18 protein-coding genes are annotated in these 16407 nt (G+C 73.6%); 14 read left to right on the top strand and 4 right to left on the bottom strand.

Going from position 1 to position 16407, the window contains the following annotated elements; all coding sequences use genetic code 11:
- The first annotated feature begins 3 nt into the window (after nucleotides 1-3).
- Entirely contained in the window at nucleotides 4-300 is a 297-nt protein-coding gene (locus tag ACFYVL_RS32840; RefSeq protein WP_389251383.1) for a helix-turn-helix transcriptional regulator, read from the top strand.
- Between the two features lie 154 nt (nucleotides 301-454).
- Here the strand turns inward: ACFYVL_RS32840 and ACFYVL_RS32845 are convergent, their stop codons facing one another.
- Both ACFYVL_RS32845 and ACFYVL_RS32850 read right to left on the bottom strand, forming a co-directional pair.
- Nucleotides 455-1078 (bottom strand): hypothetical protein, encoded by a 624-nt coding sequence (locus tag ACFYVL_RS32845; protein WP_389251385.1) that lies wholly within the window; start codon nucleotides 1076-1078, stop codon nucleotides 455-457.
- Between the two features lie 193 nt (nucleotides 1079-1271).
- Entirely contained in the window at nucleotides 1272-3026 is a 1755-nt protein-coding gene (locus ACFYVL_RS32850; protein ID WP_389251387.1) for an ABC transporter ATP-binding protein, read from the bottom strand.
- Between the two features lie 355 nt (nucleotides 3027-3381).
- Here ACFYVL_RS32850 and lxmA (ACFYVL_RS32855) point away from each other — a divergent pair, with 355 nt between their 5' ends.
- The 12 genes from lxmA (ACFYVL_RS32855) to ACFYVL_RS32910 all read left to right on the top strand — a co-directional run bounded on the left by lxmA (ACFYVL_RS32855) (nucleotide 3382) and on the right by ACFYVL_RS32910 (nucleotide 14409).
- Entirely contained in the window at nucleotides 3382-3597 is a 216-nt protein-coding gene (gene lxmA / locus ACFYVL_RS32855) for a lexapeptide family class V lantibiotic (RefSeq protein WP_389251389.1), read from the top strand.
- An 85-nt stretch (nucleotides 3598-3682) separates the two neighbouring features.
- Complete coding sequence (gene lxmA, locus ACFYVL_RS32860) at nucleotides 3683-3898, top strand: lexapeptide family class V lantibiotic (protein WP_389251389.1); 216 nt, start codon at nucleotides 3683-3685, stop codon at nucleotides 3896-3898.
- Between the two features lie 147 nt (nucleotides 3899-4045).
- Nucleotides 4046-4636 carry a flavoprotein gene (locus ACFYVL_RS32865; RefSeq protein WP_389251391.1) on the top strand — a complete coding sequence of 197 codons (591 nt, stop codon included), beginning with the start codon at nucleotides 4046-4048 and terminating at the stop codon, nucleotides 4634-4636.
- Nucleotides 4633-5604, top strand: coding sequence for a hypothetical protein (locus ACFYVL_RS32870; RefSeq protein ID WP_389251393.1), 972 nt, complete (start codon nucleotides 4633-4635; stop codon nucleotides 5602-5604). Before ACFYVL_RS32865 ends, ACFYVL_RS32870 begins: the two co-directional genes overlap by 4 nt.
- Nucleotides 5601-6830 carry a class V lanthionine synthetase subunit LxmK gene (lxmK, locus tag ACFYVL_RS32875; protein WP_389251395.1) on the top strand — a complete coding sequence of 410 codons (1230 nt, stop codon included), beginning with the start codon at nucleotides 5601-5603 and terminating at the stop codon, nucleotides 6828-6830. The genes ACFYVL_RS32870 and lxmK overlap by 4 nt, the downstream gene beginning before the upstream one ends.
- Complete coding sequence (locus tag ACFYVL_RS32880; protein WP_389251397.1) at nucleotides 6827-7939, top strand: T3SS effector HopA1 family protein; 1113 nt, start codon at nucleotides 6827-6829, stop codon at nucleotides 7937-7939. Before lxmK ends, ACFYVL_RS32880 begins: the two co-directional genes overlap by 4 nt.
- A 1-nt stretch (nucleotide 7940) precedes the next feature.
- Nucleotides 7941-8780 carry a class I SAM-dependent methyltransferase gene (locus tag ACFYVL_RS32885; RefSeq protein WP_389251399.1) on the top strand — a complete coding sequence of 280 codons (840 nt, stop codon included), beginning with the start codon at nucleotides 7941-7943 and terminating at the stop codon, nucleotides 8778-8780.
- Nucleotides 8777-10180, top strand: a complete 1404-nt coding sequence (locus ACFYVL_RS32890) for a M16 family metallopeptidase (protein ID WP_389251400.1) — start codon at nucleotides 8777-8779, stop codon at nucleotides 10178-10180. Before ACFYVL_RS32885 ends, ACFYVL_RS32890 begins: the two co-directional genes overlap by 4 nt.
- Nucleotides 10177-11550, top strand: a complete 1374-nt coding sequence (locus tag ACFYVL_RS32895; RefSeq protein ID WP_389251402.1) for a M16 family metallopeptidase — start codon at nucleotides 10177-10179, stop codon at nucleotides 11548-11550. Before ACFYVL_RS32890 ends, ACFYVL_RS32895 begins: the two co-directional genes overlap by 4 nt.
- A gap of 146 nt (nucleotides 11551-11696) precedes the next feature.
- A complete protein-coding gene (lxmJ, locus tag ACFYVL_RS32900) occupies nucleotides 11697-12755 on the top strand; it encodes a F420-dependent peptide dehydroalanine reductase LxmJ (protein WP_389251433.1) in 1059 nt (352 codons plus the stop codon).
- A 60-nt stretch (nucleotides 12756-12815) separates the two neighbouring features.
- Nucleotides 12816-13664, top strand: coding sequence for an ABC transporter ATP-binding protein (locus ACFYVL_RS32905; RefSeq protein WP_389251404.1), 849 nt, complete (start codon nucleotides 12816-12818; stop codon nucleotides 13662-13664).
- Nucleotides 13657-14409, top strand: coding sequence for an ABC transporter permease (locus ACFYVL_RS32910; protein WP_389251406.1), 753 nt, complete (start codon nucleotides 13657-13659; stop codon nucleotides 14407-14409). Before ACFYVL_RS32905 ends, ACFYVL_RS32910 begins: the two co-directional genes overlap by 8 nt.
- Nucleotides 14410-14487: 78 nt before the next feature.
- On the opposite strand, the gene ACFYVL_RS32915 is transcribed toward ACFYVL_RS32910, so the two are convergent.
- On the bottom strand, nucleotides 14488-14682 hold the full coding sequence (locus ACFYVL_RS32915) for a DUF397 domain-containing protein (protein ID WP_389251408.1): 195 nt from the start codon (nucleotides 14680-14682) through the stop codon (nucleotides 14488-14490).
- A gap of 10 nt (nucleotides 14683-14692) precedes the next feature.
- Nucleotides 14693-15574: a helix-turn-helix domain-containing protein gene (locus ACFYVL_RS32920; protein ID WP_389251410.1), complete on the bottom strand. Its 882-nt coding sequence runs from the start codon at nucleotides 15572-15574 to the stop codon at nucleotides 14693-14695.
- A gap of 244 nt (nucleotides 15575-15818) precedes the next feature.
- Between ACFYVL_RS32920 and ACFYVL_RS32925 the strand changes: the two genes are divergently transcribed.
- On the top strand, nucleotides 15819-16238 hold the full coding sequence (locus tag ACFYVL_RS32925; protein ID WP_389251413.1) for an ATP-binding protein: 420 nt from the start codon (nucleotides 15819-15821) through the stop codon (nucleotides 16236-16238).
- Nucleotides 16239-16407 lie beyond the last annotated feature (169 nt).

Below are 16407 nucleotides of genomic sequence, written 5' to 3' on the forward strand. Positions count from 1 at the left end.
CGAATGGATCAGAAACCGTCGTTGGGGGAGGCTGCTTTGAGGACTGTGACCGAGAGACACGCGTTGGATTTCTCCACTCTTACGGGCCGGGAGGTGGAGGTGCTCCTGCTGCTTGCTTCGGGGGAGCAGAACCGCTGGCTGGCCCGTCGCCTCGGGATCGCGGAGCGCACCGTGCGTGCGCACACTTCCAGCATCGTCCGAAAGCTGGAACTGAAGTCGCGATTCGAGGCCGCGATCGTCTCCCATCTCTACACGGACGACATCAAGTGCCAAGCAGGTGTGCACAGTTCGGCTGCTTGACGTGTGATGTGCACGAAGAGGCCCCCACCGGTACGGAACCGGTGGGGGCCTTTTCGCCGTGCTTTTCGCCGTGCTTTCGCCCTGCTCTTCGCCCTGCTCTTCGCCGTGCTCTTCGCCTTGCTTTTCGCGCGGCCCTTTTCCGTGGGTCCGGCTGCTACGGCAGCGCGGAGGTGACCGCGTCGACGAGCATCATCCACAGGGGCTGGCCGCCGGTGCCGAAGGCGGAGGCGAGGGCGTAGCCCACGGACGCGTCGGCGGGCCGCACCTCGGCGTCCTCGCGCCACTCCGCGATGACCGTCTCGTCGCCGTCGGAGGAGAAGTCGCCGAGGTGGACGCCGTCGCGGGTGAGCCTGCTGCTCGGTACGGAGTCGGGCTCCAGCCGGTAGTGCGCCCCGTCGTGGACGACGTCGATGCGGTAGGTCTGCCTGCGGAACTTGCCCTTGGCCGGGGTGATCACGGCGTCGGTGCCGTCGACGGTCATGGTCAGGGCGGCCGGGTCGCGGGTGCCGATCGCGATGAGCGGGTCGCTCTCGGACTCGGGGTCGCGCTCCAGGACCACGGTGGGGATGCCGTCGCCCTCGACGGTCAGCCGGTCCTGGTCCTCCAGCCGGACGGCAATCTCACCGAAGAGGGTGTCCACGGTGGGGCCGGGCGGGGTGCCGGGCTCGTCGTCCCCGGTGCCGGCGGGGCCGGCCGTCCCGGCCCCGGTGCGGGCCGCCCGGTCGTCGGCCGTGTCGTCGCCCTCGTGGTCCGCGGGGCGCTTGGCGGTGTCGTTCATGGGGGGTGTCCTTCGGGGCGGTCGGAACGGCGGGTCTGGTCAGGACCGGCGTTCGGGGGGTTACGGGGGTTATGAGGGTCGCGGGTGGTCGGTCGCCGGGCGCCGCGTACGGAGCCGCGGCGTCCGGCGGGGGGTCCCGGCCGGGCTCCCGGGGGAGAGCGGCCGGTCGATCAGTATCGGCGGACAAGGCCGATCATGCGGCGGCCAGTTGGGTCTCGGCCAGTTCGCGGTAGCGGTCGTTGCGCTCCAGGAGTTCCTGGTGGCGGCCGTGGTCGCGGACCTGTCCGTCCGCGAAGAGGATCAGCCGGTCGGCGCCCGCCACGGTGGACAGCCGGTGCGCGATCAGCAGGACGGTGCAGTCCTTGGCGGCCTGCTCGACAGTGCGGCGCAGGGCGACCTCGCTGATGCCGTCGAGGTGCGCGGTGACCTCGTCGAGGAGCAGCACCTGCGGCTTGCGGAGCAACGCCCGTGCGATGGCGAGGCGTTGGCGTTCGCCGCCGGACAGGGCCAGCCCGCGCGAACCGACCTCGGTGTCCAGTCCGTCGGCCAGGCCCGCGACGAAGTCGTCGAGCAGGGTCCTGCGCAGCACGTCGGCGATCTCCGCGTCGGTGGCGCCGGGGGCCGAGTAGAGGAGGTTCTCGCGCAGGGTGCCCGCGAGCATCGGGGAGTCCTGCTCGACATAGGCGATACGTCGCCGCAGGTCGGCCCGGGTGAGGGTGCTGATGTCCGTGGAGTCGAGGTGGATGCTGCCGCCGTCGGGCTCGTAGAAGCGCTGGAGCAGCGAGAACACGGTGGTCTTGCCGGCGCCGGACGAGCCGACGATGGCGGTGATCTTCCCCGCCTCGGCGGTGAAGCTGGCGCCGTTGAGGGTGGGCGTACGGCCCTGGTAGGCGAACTCCACGTCCCGCACGGTGATCCGCGGCGGCGGCCCGGCGGGCAGCGCGGCCGGCACGGTGTCGACGTCGTCCTCGATCTCCATGTGCCGCACCTCCTCGATCCGGGCGAGGGCGCCGAGCCCCTGCTGGAGCGCGGTCGTTCCGCTGACCAGGGAGAGCACCGGCCCGCCGAGGTTGAACAGGTAGAGCAGGAAGCCGATGAGGGCCGCCAGGTCGAGCGCGCCGGTGGCGACCAGCGCCCCGCCGAACCCGATCACCGCGAGGAACGACGCCTGGACGATCAGCCCGGACAGCACCGCGATCATCGCCTGGTAGCGGGCGCCGAGCAGTCCGGTGCGGTAGGCGCGCTCGGCGGCGGCGGTGGCCCGCCCGGTCTCCTTGGCCTCGCCGCCGTTGGCCTTGACGGTCCGGGCCGCGCCCAGCGAGCGGTCCAGGCTGGCGCCGATGTCGCCGACGGACTCCTGGGCCTTCGTGGTGACCCGGCGGATCCTCGGCATGATCACGCCCATCGCGACGCCGACCACGACCAGGACGGCCGAGGTGATGCCCAGCAGCGGCAGGCTGACGACGCCCATCAGCACGATCGTCGCCAGGAGGTGGATCGAGCCGTCGACGAGCTGGATGAGACCGCCGGTCGCCGCGTGCTGCACCAGGGTGCTGTCCGAGGTGACCCGGGTGGTCAGCCCGCCGGGCTCGGTGCGGTCCAGCTCGGCGGTACGGAGCCGGATCAGCCGGGCTATCAGGCCCTTCCTGACGTGCAGCACCACGCGCTCGGCGGTGCGCTCGCTCAGCCAGGACTGGCCCCACATCAGACCGATGGACAGCAGCAGCAGACCGACCAGCAGCGCGATCTCCTCCGCCAGGCTGCTGTCGGTCATCAGCTTGGTGAGAACGGACTGGATGACCAGTGGCTGGGCGAGGCCGGCGGCGCTGCCCAACAGGGTCAGCAGGAGCACCACCGAGAGAATTCCGCGGTGCGGTCGCGCATAGGAGAGCAGCGCGCGCAGCGCGGGCCGCTCGGCCGGGGGCTGTTCTGCGTCGGATGTGTTCACACCCGCATTTCTAGTGCGCTTCGCGCGGGAGCGAAATTGTCACTTGCGGCAATGCGGGGCACGGGCCGGTGCTGCCGGGAAGAGGGGCCGCGCCCGGGTGCGGATCCGCGCGTGCGCACCGTACCGCGCGTGGGTGCGGCAGTGCCGAAACGGCAATGCCGCACGAGGACATGACGGTCGCGGCAATGCCGTACCGGCAATGCCGGAATCGGATCTGACGGTGGCGGCATTGCCGAAATTGCCAATGGTGCGGGGCGGGGCGGCCGGGCCACCATTCACTCGTTCCCAGCGAACACCGGCCGCAATCGGCGGAACCGGAAGTTATTCGCCGGGATTCCCATCGAAGGATTTCATCGTGCAGAAGCTCAACGAGCAGGACCTGTTCGACGGTTACACCGCCTACACCTCGGCCGAGGAGCTGGGTCTGTCGGACGGTCAGCAGGCCGGTCCGGCGTTCTCGCCGACGATTCCGTGGGCGATCCGCGCCACGATCATCACCGCGCGTTCCTCGCAGCAGTGCGCCGCCGCGCTGGGCTCCCTCGCGGCCAAGACCGTCGAGAAGAAGTGCTGACCGGCGCACTCCGCCGCTCCACCCGCGCCACGGCGCACCTCCCCACCCTCCCGCACCGCACCTTCACCGGAAGAGAGATCTGATCATGCAGAAGCTCAACGAGCAGGACCTGTTCGACGGTTACACCGCTTACACCTCGGCCGAGGAGCTGGGTCTGTCGGACGGTCAGCAGGCCGGTCCGGCGTTCTCGCCGACGATTCCGTGGGCGATCCGCGCCACGATCATCACCGCGCGTTCCTCGCAGCAGTGCGCCGCCGCGCTCGGTTCCCTCGCGGCCAAGACCGTCGAGAAGAAGTGCTGATCACGCCCTGAGCCACGGGGCCGGCCGACGTCACGGCGCCATGCCGTCGGCCGGCCCCGGCGGGCCACCACCGGGCCCGTCGCACCCCTTCCCGTTCCCCTTGCCGCACTTCTTCCGCATCCCCCGCCCGTCCTGAGAGGAGGCGTCATGGAAACCCCGGATTCCGGATTCCGCCGTGTACTCGTCGTGGGAACCGGGGCGCTCGGAGTGGCGTTCCTGCCCTTCTGGGTCAACTGGCTGAAGAACTCCTTCCCGGACCTGGACCTGCGGGTCGCGCTGACACGGTCCGCCCATCGCTTCGTGTCGGCCGAGGCCGTCTCCGTGCTGTCCGGCCGTGAGGTCTTCGTCGACGACTGGCACCAGCCGCCCACCGCCGGTGCGGGCACCGCCGTGCCGCACGTCGAACTGGCCGCCTGGCCCGACCTCGTCCTCGTCCACCCGGCCACCCTGAACTTCGTCAGCCGGTACGCGCTCGGCCTGCCCGACACACCGCTGCTGCTCGCCCTCCAGTCCACCCGGGCCCTCGTCGGCGTCGCCCCTTCGCTGCCGCCCGGAGCCCACAAGTCCCCTGTGGCACAAGGCCACTTGGACGTGCTGCGAGCCAGGCCCGGTGTCGTCGTCGCCCCGACCGTCGAGGCGGTCAGCGCGAGTACGGGCGAGTCGGAGGACGGCGGATCCGCCCCGCTCAGCGAGCTGTACGAACTGTGCGTCGCCCACCGGAAGGAGGGGCGCCCATGACGGCCGCTCCGCCCGCTGAACCGGAGGCGCTGGACACCCGCGAACCCGTCGCCGAGTACGTCACGGGCCTCCAGGTCACCCGGGTGCTGCGGGCCCCCGACGGGGACGGCTTCCTGTGGTGGCAGCGGCCCGGCAGCGGCCGTCCGGCACCGCTCGCCGCCCCGGCCGCTCACCTCGTGCCGCACCTCCCGCCGGAGAGCGGCGCCGCACTGCTGGTCACGCCCGAGCGGATCGGGGACGGGCTGCTGCACCGGACCGCCGGAGCGCTGTCCGTCGCGGCCTGGCTGCGCGACTTCCGGCCCGGCGCACGGCAGTTGGCCGCCCACGCGCTGGCCTCGGCGGGCCGGGCCCTGCGCGAGCTGCACCGCGTCACGCCCCCCGGGGACGCGTCGCTCGGGGTGCCGCCGGGGGTGCGCCGGATGCGCGCCTGGGCGTACGGGGACGGCGAGCTGCGGCGCCGGACGCTGGCCTCCTGGGGTGCGGCGCGGTGCGAGCTGCTGCTCGGCTGGGCCGACGACCTGGTGGGGCCGGACACCGGGGAGAGTCCCGCGAGCCCCTCGCCCCCGTACGGGCTCGTGCACGGCTGGGCCTCGGCCGGCGCCCTGATACCGCCCCTGAGCCGGGGCCGGACGGCGCTGCTGACCGGGGAGGACCTGGCCGCCGGGCGGCCGGAGCTCGACCTGGGCTGGCTGCTGGGCGAGCTTGCCGAACTCACCTGGGCGGCCCCCGCGTACGACTGCACGGAGCTGCTGCGGGTGCCGCTCGCCGCGTACGGCCCGGGGCCCGACCCGGTGCGGGTCGGGCGGGCCGCCGTCCTGCGGATCGTCACGCACATGCAGGACTTCGCCACCTTCCAGGGGTGGCACGACGAACTGCTCGACTACATCGCCTTCACGGCCGAGTTGATCGACGAGGAGGGCCGCCGGGCGGTCCCCCGGGGCGATCAGGGAGAACAGGAAGCGCCATGACCAGCATTGCCCCAGAGGCCCCAGAGGCCCCAGAGGCCCCAGAGGCCCCGGAGACCCCGGAGGCCCCGGAGGCCCCGGAGCCCGGCCCGTCCGCCAAGCACGTCCAGAAGCCGGCCCTCGTGCGGTACCGGCCGACCGGTCTCGACACCGCGCCCGAGGTGAACGAGCTGCTCGACCGCCTCGGCCTCGGCCCGCTCCTCCCCGAGGGGCTCACCGGCTTCGGCGGACGCAACGACAACTGGGCCGGTACGACGTCCAGCGGCACCCGCGTCTTCGTGAAGACCGTCGCCCGCACGGCCGACGGCGACAGCCCCGAACTGGCCCGCACGCTCGCCTTCGAGCAGCTCGCCGGGCAGCTCCCGGCCGGCTCCCCGCTCCGTTTCCCCGAGCACCTGGGCAGCGACGTCGCGAACGCGGTCAGCGCCTACCGGCTGCTGCCCGGTGCCCGTTCGGGTGCCGAAGTGGCGCTGGACGGCCACTTCGACGAGGAGCTGTGCCGGCAGGCGGGCCGGGCCGTCGCGACGCTGCACGGACTCGACCCGCACGGCGTCGGGCTCGACTCGGGCGAGGCCCCGCTGCCGCCGCTGTCCTGGCTGGAGGCGTTCCCCTGGAGCCAGCTCCAGGACCGCAGCATGGCGCAGATCGCCGCCTGGAAGCTGGTCCAGGACGACGCGCAGGCGGTGGCCGCGCTGCGGCTGCTGCGCAGCAGGGAGCGGGCGGCGCCGCACACCCCCGCCCACTGCGACCTGCGCTTCGACCAGTTCATCCAGCACGGCGGGCAGCTCTACCTGTGCGACTGGGAGGAGTTCCGGATCGCCGACCCGGCCCGCGACGTCGGCGCCTTCGTCGGCGAGTGGCTGTTCCAGGCCACGTACACCGTCTTCGCGCCCACCGGCGACAAGGACGCCCCGGCCCCCGGCTTCGACCTGGACCACGCCGAGATCGTCGCGCGCGGTGCGGCCGGGCTGCGCCGCCACCTGCCGAAGATCGCCGCCTTCTGGCAGGGGTACCTCGAACTGCGCACCCCGGACGCGGAGCTGCCGGAGCGGGCCGTTGGCTTCGCGGGCTGGCACCTGTACGACCGGCTGATCGCCACCGCGCAGGCGCACGCCACCCTCAGCCCGGTCGCCAGGGCCGCCGCGGGAATCGGCCGCACCCTGCTCCTCAACCCCGCCGGAGCCGTCTCCACGCTCCGCCTCGACCTGCCTTCCGGGAGCCCCCGATGACCGTCGCCGACGCCGGCCCCCACACCGGAACCGCCACGTCCGCCGTGCCGCGGATCGCACCGCGGCTGCTGGCCGCCCTTAGCCGCGTCACGGTGACGAGGGACGGCACCGCCGCCAACGTCTCCGGGCGCGAACTCACCGCGGAGAACGCCCGTGACCTGCGCGGACGCCTCACCAACGCGCTGTACGAGGAGTTCCACGCGGGGCGGGGCGCGCAGCGCGACGAGCAGGGCGACACCGCCCCCCGCCGCGAGCTGCGCGACCCGCACCTGGAGGCCCGCCTCGCGGCCGGGGTCCCGCACACCAGGACCCCCTTCCGGGCCCGTCTGGTGGAGGTGCTGCACCGGCCCGACGGCGACCAGCTCGTCGTACGGCTGCCGGACATCACCGCCAGGATTCCCGCCGACCGGCTGCTCACCGAGGGCGCCCCGGTCCCCGGCGACGTGGTGGAGGTCGCGCTGGAGTCGGCCCGTCCGGCCCTCTCGCCCGGCTTCTTCTACGTGATGGGCTCGCGCGCGCTGCCCGGTCCGGCCGGACCGGTGCGCAGGCTCTTCCTGCACGCCGTGGACGCGGACGGCGCGGTGGCGCTCTGGACGGCGGCGCTCGACGCCCTGGAGCGCGCCGAGGCGCTCTACCACGCCAAGGTGCTGTCCGACCCGGACGACTTCCCGCGCCGGGACGGCCTGGTGGTCTATCTGCACGGCGAGCACGAGCGGGCCGAGCGGGCGGTGGTCGAGGCGGTGCGCTCGCTGACCGGGAACGCCGGGACCGCCGTCGCGGGCGCGGACACCTCGCTGTTCACCGAGCGGCTCGCACCGGGGGTCGCGGCGGCGTGGGACCCGCGCGACCCGCGCCCCGGCCAGGGCTCCATGAGTTTCGGCCAGCACCGCAGCTTCGCCCTGGCCACGGCACTGATCGACCACGCGCTGTCCGGCGAGACCGGTCCGGACGCGCTGGAGGCCCGTGTCGTACGGGAGTTCAGGGCGGCCGGCATCGACCCGCTGCGCCCCGAGAACAACATCCCGGCACCGGGGCCCGCGCCCGGCTCCGGCTCCTCGCCCGGCTCCGCACCCGCACCCGTATCCGCTTCCGCCACGGAGGGCAACTGAGATGACCGAGACCCTGCTGGAAACGCCGACCGCGACCGACACCGCCGACACGGCCGAAGCCACCGAAGCCGCCGAAGCGTTCGCGGGCGGTTTCGGGGCCGCCGTCACCGAGGCGTACAGCGACGCCCTCGCCGAGGTGTACGACGACATCTACCCCAGCACCCCGGACCTGGAGGACATCGGCACCTACCTCCTCACCCTGACCGAGCCCGGCGCCAGCGTCCTCGAACTCGGGGTCGGCACCGGCCGGGTGGCGATCCCGCTCGCCGACCAGGGCTTCGAGGTGCACGGGGTGGAGACCTCGGAGAGGATGCTGGCGCGGCTCGCGCAGAAGGACCCGCAGGGCCGGATCACCCCCGTCCACGGCGACCTCACCACCCTGGACCTGGGCCGCACCTTCGACGTCGTACTCGCCCCGTTCAACGTGCTGTGCTGTGCGATGGCGGTCGACGAGCAGATCGCGATGATGCACGCGCTGGCCCGGAACGTGGCGGCCGACGGCCATGTGGTCGTCGAGACGTTCGACCCCAGCGACTACCACGTGCAGAAGCGCAACGAGCTGACCACCTATCCGCTCGGCGACCGCGGCACCATGATCGAGTCGGTGGGGGTGCTGCCCGCGTCGCAGAACATGATGCTGCAGAACACCCTCTTCCTCGACGGCGGCGTCCCGCGGTCCGCGACCACCGTGATGCGCTACCTGTGGCCGAGCGAGCTGGACCTGCTGGCCGCCATCGCCCGGCTGGAGCTGGTGGGCCGGTACTCCGGCTGGCGCGAGCAGCCCTTCGACGGCGGCGACAGCCGCAAGATGTGCGTCTCCGTCTTCCGGCCGCTGGCATGACCGGGAGCCTCCTCTCCCGCCGGTTCCCGCAGGGGCTGCGGCTGTCGACCGAGCCCCTGCGCGACGGGGGCCGGGGGCTCGTCTCGGTCGCGCTGGCCGTCGCCGCGGGCAGCGACGACGACCCGGCGGGCCTGCACGGCACGGCCCACCTGGTCGAGCACCTGATGTTCCCGCGCGCGGCGGAGGCCGCGGGCACGACGGGTACGGCCGGTACCGCCAATACGGTCGGTACCGTCGGTACGGGAGAAAGCCACGCCGCCCGGATCGCGGGCGTCGGCGGTGTCTGCAACGCCGAGACGCACCGCGACCACACCGTCTTCCACACCACCGTCCCCGCGGAGATGCTCCCCGAGGTACTGGCGTGGGAGGCGCGGCGGCTGCTGACCTTCGACCCGCCCGCCACGGTCCTGCGCACGGAGACCGGGGTGATCGCCGAGGAGATCCGCGGCGCCCCCGCCACCGGCCGCCTCTGGGACACCGCCCTCGCCGCCCTGTACCCGGGCAGCAGGGACAGCTACGGCACCCCGGCCGAACTGGCCGGGGCGACGGCCGCCGACGCACGCGCCTTCTTCCGCCGCCACTACCGGGCGGACCGGACGGCGCTCTCGGTGGTCGGCGACGTGGACCCCGCCGAGGTGTCGGCGCTGGTCGGCGAGCTCTTCGCGGAGCTTCCGCAGGCCGAACCGGAATGCGCCGGGAGCACCGCCGCCCGGACGTCCGCCACCACCGCGCCCCTCCTCGCCCCTGCCTCCGCCACCACCGCGTCCCTCCCCACCCCTGCCTCCGCCACCACCGCGCCCCTCCCCGCCCCCGTACGGCCCGCCGCCGGCACCGTCGTCCGTACGCCGCCGGTGCCCGCCACCGTCGCTGCCGTCGCCGTCGGGCACGCCCTGCCCGACCCGCGCGCCGACCGCCCCGGCTACCTGGCACAGGTGCTCCTCGCCGAGGTGCTCGGCCGGGGCCGGGCCGCCCGTGCGCTGCGCGCGGACCCGCGCCTCACCGCCGCCCGGGTCAGCTGCGGCCTGTACGGGCAGTGGCTCGGCTCCGCGGCCCCGGACCTGACGCTGGTGCTGCTGCGCCGGGCCGCCGGGGCGTCCCCGGACGACGCGGTCCAGGCGTGGCTGGACGCGCTGGCCGAGGTCGCGGAGCACGGCGTACCGCGGGAGGAGCACCGCAGGGCGCTGAACGCGCTGCTCGTGGCCTGCCACCGCGGTGCCGACTCGCTCACCGCCCGCGCCGTCGGCCACGCCCGTACCGCACTGCTCTTCCCGGGCTCCGGCGGCACGGACGCCCTCCCCGGCGAGCTGCGCGCCCTCGCCCCGCAGGACCTCGTACGGGCGGCCCGCGCGCTGCTCGCGGGACCCCGCTCGCAGACCGAACTCGGAGGAACGCCCCGGTGACCAGGGTGACCAGGAAGACCGCCGACACCGTGCTCGGCAACGGCCTGCGGGTCGTGGCCGTACGGACGCCCGGCGCGCCCCTCGCCGAGCTGCGCCTCGTCCTGCCGTACGCGCGCACCGACCCCCGCACCGCCGCCGTGCAGCAGCTGCTCGCCGACCTGCTGACGGCCGCCGTCGGTGACCGGGCCCGGCAGGAGGTCGCCGACCGGGCCGCCGATCTGGGCGCGGAGCTGAGCACCGTCGTCACCGCCGAGTCCCTGATCGTCGCGACGGGCGTACTCGCCGAAGGGCTGCCCGGCGCCCTCGAACTCCTCGCCGACCTGCTGCTGAGACCGGTCTACCCGGAGTCCGAACTCGCCCACGCCGCGGGGCGGTCGGCGGCGGTACGGGACGCGGGCGGCGACCGGCCGCGGCTGCGCCGGGCGCTCCTGGAGCACGCCTTCGGCGCCGGCCACCCGCACCACACCCCGGCCGTCGAGCGCACCGAGCCGGTGCGCACCGAGGAGCTGTACGCGCTGCACGGCCGGGCGGTGGTGCCGCACGGTGCGGTGCTGCTGGTCATGTCGGCGGAGGAACCGGACCGGGTGACCGCGCTCGTCGAGGGGCTGCTCGGCGGCTGGACGGGCGGCCCCTCGGGGCTGGTGCTGCCGCCGTTCGCCCGCAGCACCCCGCGCCCCGGCCGGATCGCACAGGCCCCCGCAGACGGCACCGCCGCGCAGGCGCTCGTCCTCGCGGCGGGCCCCGCGGTGCCGGCCGCCGAACCGGGCCACGCCCCGCTGCACCTCGCGGAGCTGATGCTCGGCGGGTACGCGTCGTCGCTGCTCGCCCGCAGGGTGCGCGACCGGCACGGCCTCGCGTACGCGGTGTCCGCCTCCGTACGGGAGAACCGGGCGGGCAGCTGGCTGGAGATCGAGTCCGCCGGAGCACCCGGCACGGCGGACCGGACCGCCGAGGAGGTCGTCGGCGCTCTGCGGGAGCTGGCCGGGAACGGGCCCGACCCCCGGGAGGTCGAGCGGGCGCGGGCCTACGCGTGCGGGTTCACCCGGTTCGCGCTGGCCACCCGCAGCGAGGAGGCGAGCGCACTCGCGGGCTTCCTGGCGGCGGGGCTCCCGCTGGACTGGCTGGACGGCTACCGGGACACCCTCCGCGAAGTGACGGCCGAGCAGGTCGCGGAAGCGGCACGGCACTTCCTCGACCCGAACGCCTTCCTGATCGCCACCCTCGACACGGTCGAGTCCCCGGCCGTCACTCTCGACGTGGTCGTGCCCCTGGCCGCCACTCTCGACGTGGTCGAGTCCCCGGTCACCACCCGCGCCCCGGACAACCCCCCGGTCGCCACCCCCGACGAGCAGCCGGAGAACCACCGATGAACCACACCCCCGCCACCGACCCTTTCGCCGAAGCACCCGAAGCACCCGAAGCACCCGAAGCACCCGAAGCACCCGAAGCACCCGAAGCACCCGAAGCACCCGAAGCACCCGACGCCCCGGATGCCCCCGGGCCCGCCGACCACGACCTGCACGGACCGGCCGTCCTCTACCCTCTCCAGCCCGACCACCCCCAACTCGTCGCCCCCTTCGCCGCGCTGGTGCAGCGCACCCGCGCGCGCAGGCTCTGGCTGTGCCAGTCGTTCAAGGCCGAGACCCACCAGGTCGCCGCCCACCTCGCCGGCATGGGGCACACCGTCCCCGTCGGCACCAGCGTGACCCTGCTGCCGCTGCGCCACCCGTACGAGGCCGCCGTGCAGGCCAGGTCGCTGGCCCTGCTCACGGACCGGCCGGTCGTCGCCGGATTCGGCATCGGCAACCCGGACTTCGTGGCCGGGCTCACCGGCAGCCCGTACGCCAGCCCGCGCACGGCCGTCCGCGACTACCTCACCTCCGTACGCGCCCTGCTCGACGGGGAGCGGGTCGAGCAGGACGGCCCGTACCACCGGCTCAGCGGTTCCCTCATGCCGTTGGACCACCCCCGGGTCGAGCTGGGGGCCGGTGTGCTGAGGCCCGGCATGGCGCGCACGGCGGGCGGGGCGGCCGACGTGGCGATCACCTGGATGACCCCGCCGTCGTACGTCGCCGGGGTGCTGCGGCCCGCTCTGGAGGAGGGGGCACGGCTGCGCCCGGACCCGCCGCGGATCGCGACCGCCGTGCACGTCGTGGTGGTCCGCCCCGGCCGAGACCCGCGCCGGCTCGCCATCGCCGCGGCCCGGGAGCACCTGCGGGCGCCGCACTACCGGGACATGCTGCACAGGGCCGGTGTCCGCGTCGATCCGCACGATCCGGCCGGGACCGCCGACGCGCTGCTGGACTCCGGCGTCGTCGTCGCCGGGACGCCCGAGGAGATCGCGCTGCGGCTGGCGGACTACTCCCGGGCAGGGGTCGACGAGGTCATGCTCAACCCGTCGGGCGTGCTGCTCACGCAGGGGGTGCGGGCGGCCGTCGCCGACCTGGAGGAGATCTTCGCGGCCTGCCGTGCGGCAGCGGGCACCGCCGGGCGCGCGACACAGGATCCTGCCAGGTCAGGGCAGGAACCTGCCGCCCGAGCCGCTTCAGGGGCGGCAGCGCGACTGCTTGGCTGAGGAGCACCGGCGGGGGCGGACGGAACCCCGCCGGGCGGCGACCAGGCAGGGAGAGGACTCTTGAGCGGAAGCACGGAACGGACCGGTGGGGGCGGCCCCCCGGGGCGGACCTCCGGGGGCGGCTCCCCGGGGCCGGGCGCCCCCAGGCCGGTGGCCTTCGAAGGCATCGGCAAGAAGTTCGGCGGCCACCAGGCGCTGCACGACGTCGGCTTCACCCTGCGGCCCGGCCGGGTGACCGGGCTCCTGGGCCCCAACGGGGCGGGCAAGAGCACCCTGCTGCGCATTCTGCTCGGGCTGGCGCGCCCCGACGAGGGCACCGTCCGCGTTCTGGGCGACGCACCGGGCGCGGGTTCCGGGCACGCCCGCCGGATCGGCGTCGTGATGGACGCGATCGGCTTCCCGCCGCGCATGCGGGTGCGCCGCCAGCTGGAGATCACCGCCCGCTCGCTCGGCCTGCCCGGCACCCGTGTCGACGAGGTGCTGGCACAGGTGGGTCTGGAGGGCGCCGGCCGCAAGCGGGTGCGGGACTGCTCCACCGGTATGCGCCAGCGCCTCGCGCTCGCGGTGGCGCTGCTTCCCGAACCCGAACTGCTCGTGCTGGACGAGCCGTTGAACGGCCTCGACCCGGACGGCATCCGCTGGATGCGCCGGCTGGTCGAGCAGGCCGCGGCGCGCGGCACCACCGTGCTCATCGCCAGCCACATGCTCTCGGAGGTCGAACAGAGCGTGGACGACGTCGTCGTGCTGCGCCGCACGGTCCTGTTCAGCGGCCCGCTCCAGGAGCTGGTCCGGCGCGGCGGCGGCCGTCTGGAGGAGGCGTACTTCGGCCTCGTCGAGGACGCGCCCCGCCCAGGGCTCCGCGAGGGGCTCCGCGAGGGGCTCCGCAAGGAGGTGACGACCCATGCGTAACCCGACGCCCACACGCGACCAGATACGGGCCGAACTGCTCAAGGCACGTTCCGGGGCCGCCCTGCCCGTCCTGCTGCTGGTGGCCCTGGCGCTCGGTGCGCTGGGGCAGGTCGGCGCGGTCTACGGCGAGACGCAGCTCGCCGCGGCCGTGGCGGAGACCTCGCACCGGGTGGTCACCCTCGCCGGGTCGGCGACCCTGTTCGCCACGCTCTTCGGCGCACTCCTGGTGACGTCCGAGTTCCGGTCGGGTGCGATCGGCCGCAGTGTGCTCCACGCACCCGGCCGCGGCGCCGTGGTCGGCGCGAAACTGCTGGTGGCCACGGTGTCCGGGCTGCTCTTCGGGGTGGTGGCGGTACTGGGTGCCCTGGCCGTGGGGGCGGCGGCGCTCGGCGCGCGGGGCGCGTCACTGGTCTTGGACGGCGAGAGCGCGTGGCGGGTGCTCGCGGTGCTGGCGGTGTGCACGCTGGCCGGGCCGTTCGGCGCGGCGGTCGGCTTCGTCGTACGCAACCAGCTCGCGGCGGTGGTGGGTCTGCTGCTGTGGGGGACGGTCGGCCAGCTGATGGTCCTGGGCCAGCTGCCCGAGCTGGGCCGCTTCCTGCCGGACGGGGCGCAGCAGAGCGTGCTGGGCGACCGGCTGACGTTCCCGGACGCGCTGAGCGCCCCGCACGGGCTGCTGCTCCTGGTCGCCTGGGGCGCGGCGACGGCGCTGCTGGCGCGGCGGTTGTTCGTACGGCGGGACGTGTGAGGGGGAGTGGTTGAGGGGGCGGCCGAGGGGGCCTGGCGGACACGTTTCCGCCCGGCCCCCTCGCCGTTGCGGGCCGCGTCAGCGGCGGTCCCGGCCGCCGGGGGCGAGGTGCCGCAGCAGCGCGGCGAGCTGGCGGGGGGTCGCGGTGAGCACGGTCGAGGGATCGTCGCTCTCCCGGAGGCGGAGGGTGCCGTCGGGGGCGGTGGCTATGTTCAGGCAGTTGCCTTCGGCGCCCCCGCTGAACGAGGACTTCTGCCAGTGGAGAGTGGGCATTCTCTGCTTCCTAGACGGTGTAGAGCAGGTGCTGGATCAAGGCCAGCGAGTCCTTGGCCTCGTGGGACGCCGGTGCGGCCTGTGCGTCGATCGGAGCGAGCGCATGCTCAGTCAGAGCATCGAACAGCGTTTCGTACTCGGCAAGGTGGCGAGGCTCCGAGAGATGCAGCGAGGCGATGGGGTGCTCCAGCAGGACCGTGCCGAGAGCCCGCACGGCCGGTGCCGCATGCAGGAAGTTGCCCGTGTAGGCGGCATAGACGCCCGCTTCGAACGGGAAGACCTGGACGGTCACGTGCGGCAGTTGGGCCAGTTCGATGAGGTGGAGCAACTGGGCGCGCATGACGCGTGAGCCGCCGAATCGCATGTGCAGGGCAGCCTCGTGCATCACCGCGTGCACGGTGGGCGGCGCATCGGACGTGAGGATGCGCTGCCGGTCCATCCGGAAGCCGACGGCGTCGTCGACGGAGCCGTGCGCGGGTGTGGCGCTGCCGAGGATCGCGCGGGTGTACTCCTCGGTCTGGAGGAGACCGGGCACGAACAGAGACTCGTGGCAGTGCAGCACGGTGGCCGTGGACTCAAGCTCCGCCAGGTCCAGTGCACCGGGCCCGATGCGGTTCTTGTACGCGCTCCACCAGCCCTTCCCCGTGGACTCCGAGAGTGCGACCAGCGCATCCACATAGGGCTTATTAGTGCACCCGTACGTCTCGCACAGTGCGAGCAGTCGATCCGTGAGGATCGAGGTCTTCGCCGTCTCGATCTGGCTGAGCTGGGCGCGGCCCATGCCGATCCGTGCTGCGGCATCCGCAGCGCTCAAACCGGCCGACTCGCGAAGTCGCTTGAGTTCGAAGCCGAGTCTGCGCTGCCGCTCGCTGATGGTGGTCCGCAGTCCCAAGGGTGTCTCCTCCGACGTTCCGTCAAAGTCTGCCCTGGTCAGAGGAGTTGGTCCATTGAATCTCGCGATCCGGTTGAACAATGTAACCCTTACCGTCTACCGTGAGTATGGCGACGGTCACTCAGTGAGGTCGCCTTCCACTCCCGCACCCGTAAGACGAAAGCGCACCCGGTGGTCCTGATCGGCCGGGCAATGCCATCGCAGGCACGCGGACCACTCACTCCGTACGGAGGGACGCCCGTTCATGGACCAGCGCAATCCCGCGCACCGGGAACTCCAGCTCACCCACGCCTACAGCCTCTTCACCGACGCGGACGCCGTCGCGGTCAAGGTGTGCCGGGACTTCGTACGCGCCGTGCTGCTCGCCCTCGGACGCAACGACGCCGTCGCCTCCGCCGTGCTGTGCACCTCCGAGCTGGTGACCAACGTCCACCTGCACACCAAGGGCGCGGCCATGATCCGCGTCCACGTGGACCCGCTCCGGCTGCGGGTGAGCGTGTACGACGAGGACCCGGTCGTCCCCGCACCCCGCGACCAGGACGGCGAGGCCGACTCCTGGGGGCGCGGCCTGTTCCTGGTGGCCGGCACGGCGGACTCGTGGGGCGTGACGGCGGACCGGGGCGGCCGGTTCGCCAAGGGGGTGTGGTTCGAGCTGGCGGGGTGAGGGGTGTTCGGCCGTACGGCGAAGGGCCGGGCGGCGTGGTCGCGCGGCCCGGCCCCTCGGAGTGCGGGGTGGTGACTAGTAGTGCTTGGTCATGTTGGTGCGGGGTCGGGCATGTTGCGGTGACAGGTGGGGCAGGCGCCGGACCAGATCGCGAGGAGTGACTGCAGCT

The organism is Streptomyces sp. NPDC004111 (assembly GCF_042874215.1).
Taxonomy (GTDB): Bacteria; Actinomycetota; Actinomycetes; order Streptomycetales; family Streptomycetaceae; genus Streptomyces.

Bases quoted from the DNA above. Each gene is read 5' to 3' on its own strand.
- ACFYVL_RS32840 (WP_389251383.1), top strand. From the start codon at position 4: ATGGATCAGAAACCGTCGTTGGGGGAGGCTGCTTTGAGGACTGTGACC.
- ACFYVL_RS32845 (WP_389251385.1), bottom strand. From the start codon at position 1,078: ATGAACGACACCGCCAAGCGCCCCGCGGACCACGAGGGCGACGACACG.
- lxmA (WP_389251389.1), top strand. From the start codon at position 3,683: ATGCAGAAGCTCAACGAGCAGGACCTGTTCGACGGTTACACCGCTTAC.
- ACFYVL_RS32865 (WP_389251391.1), top strand. From the start codon at position 4,046: ATGGAAACCCCGGATTCCGGATTCCGCCGTGTACTCGTCGTGGGAACC.
- ACFYVL_RS32870 (WP_389251393.1), top strand. From the start codon at position 4,633: ATGACGGCCGCTCCGCCCGCTGAACCGGAGGCGCTGGACACCCGCGAA.
- lxmK (WP_389251395.1), top strand. From the start codon at position 5,601: ATGACCAGCATTGCCCCAGAGGCCCCAGAGGCCCCAGAGGCCCCAGAG.
- ACFYVL_RS32880 (WP_389251397.1), top strand. From the start codon at position 6,827: ATGACCGTCGCCGACGCCGGCCCCCACACCGGAACCGCCACGTCCGCC.
- ACFYVL_RS32885 (WP_389251399.1), top strand. From the start codon at position 7,941: ATGACCGAGACCCTGCTGGAAACGCCGACCGCGACCGACACCGCCGAC.
- ACFYVL_RS32890 (WP_389251400.1), top strand. From the start codon at position 8,777: ATGACCGGGAGCCTCCTCTCCCGCCGGTTCCCGCAGGGGCTGCGGCTG.
- ACFYVL_RS32910 (WP_389251406.1), top strand. From the start codon at position 13,657: ATGCGTAACCCGACGCCCACACGCGACCAGATACGGGCCGAACTGCTC.
- ACFYVL_RS32915 (WP_389251408.1), bottom strand. From the start codon at position 14,682: ATGCCCACTCTCCACTGGCAGAAGTCCTCGTTCAGCGGGGGCGCCGAA.
- ACFYVL_RS32925 (WP_389251413.1), top strand. From the start codon at position 15,819: ATGGACCAGCGCAATCCCGCGCACCGGGAACTCCAGCTCACCCACGCC.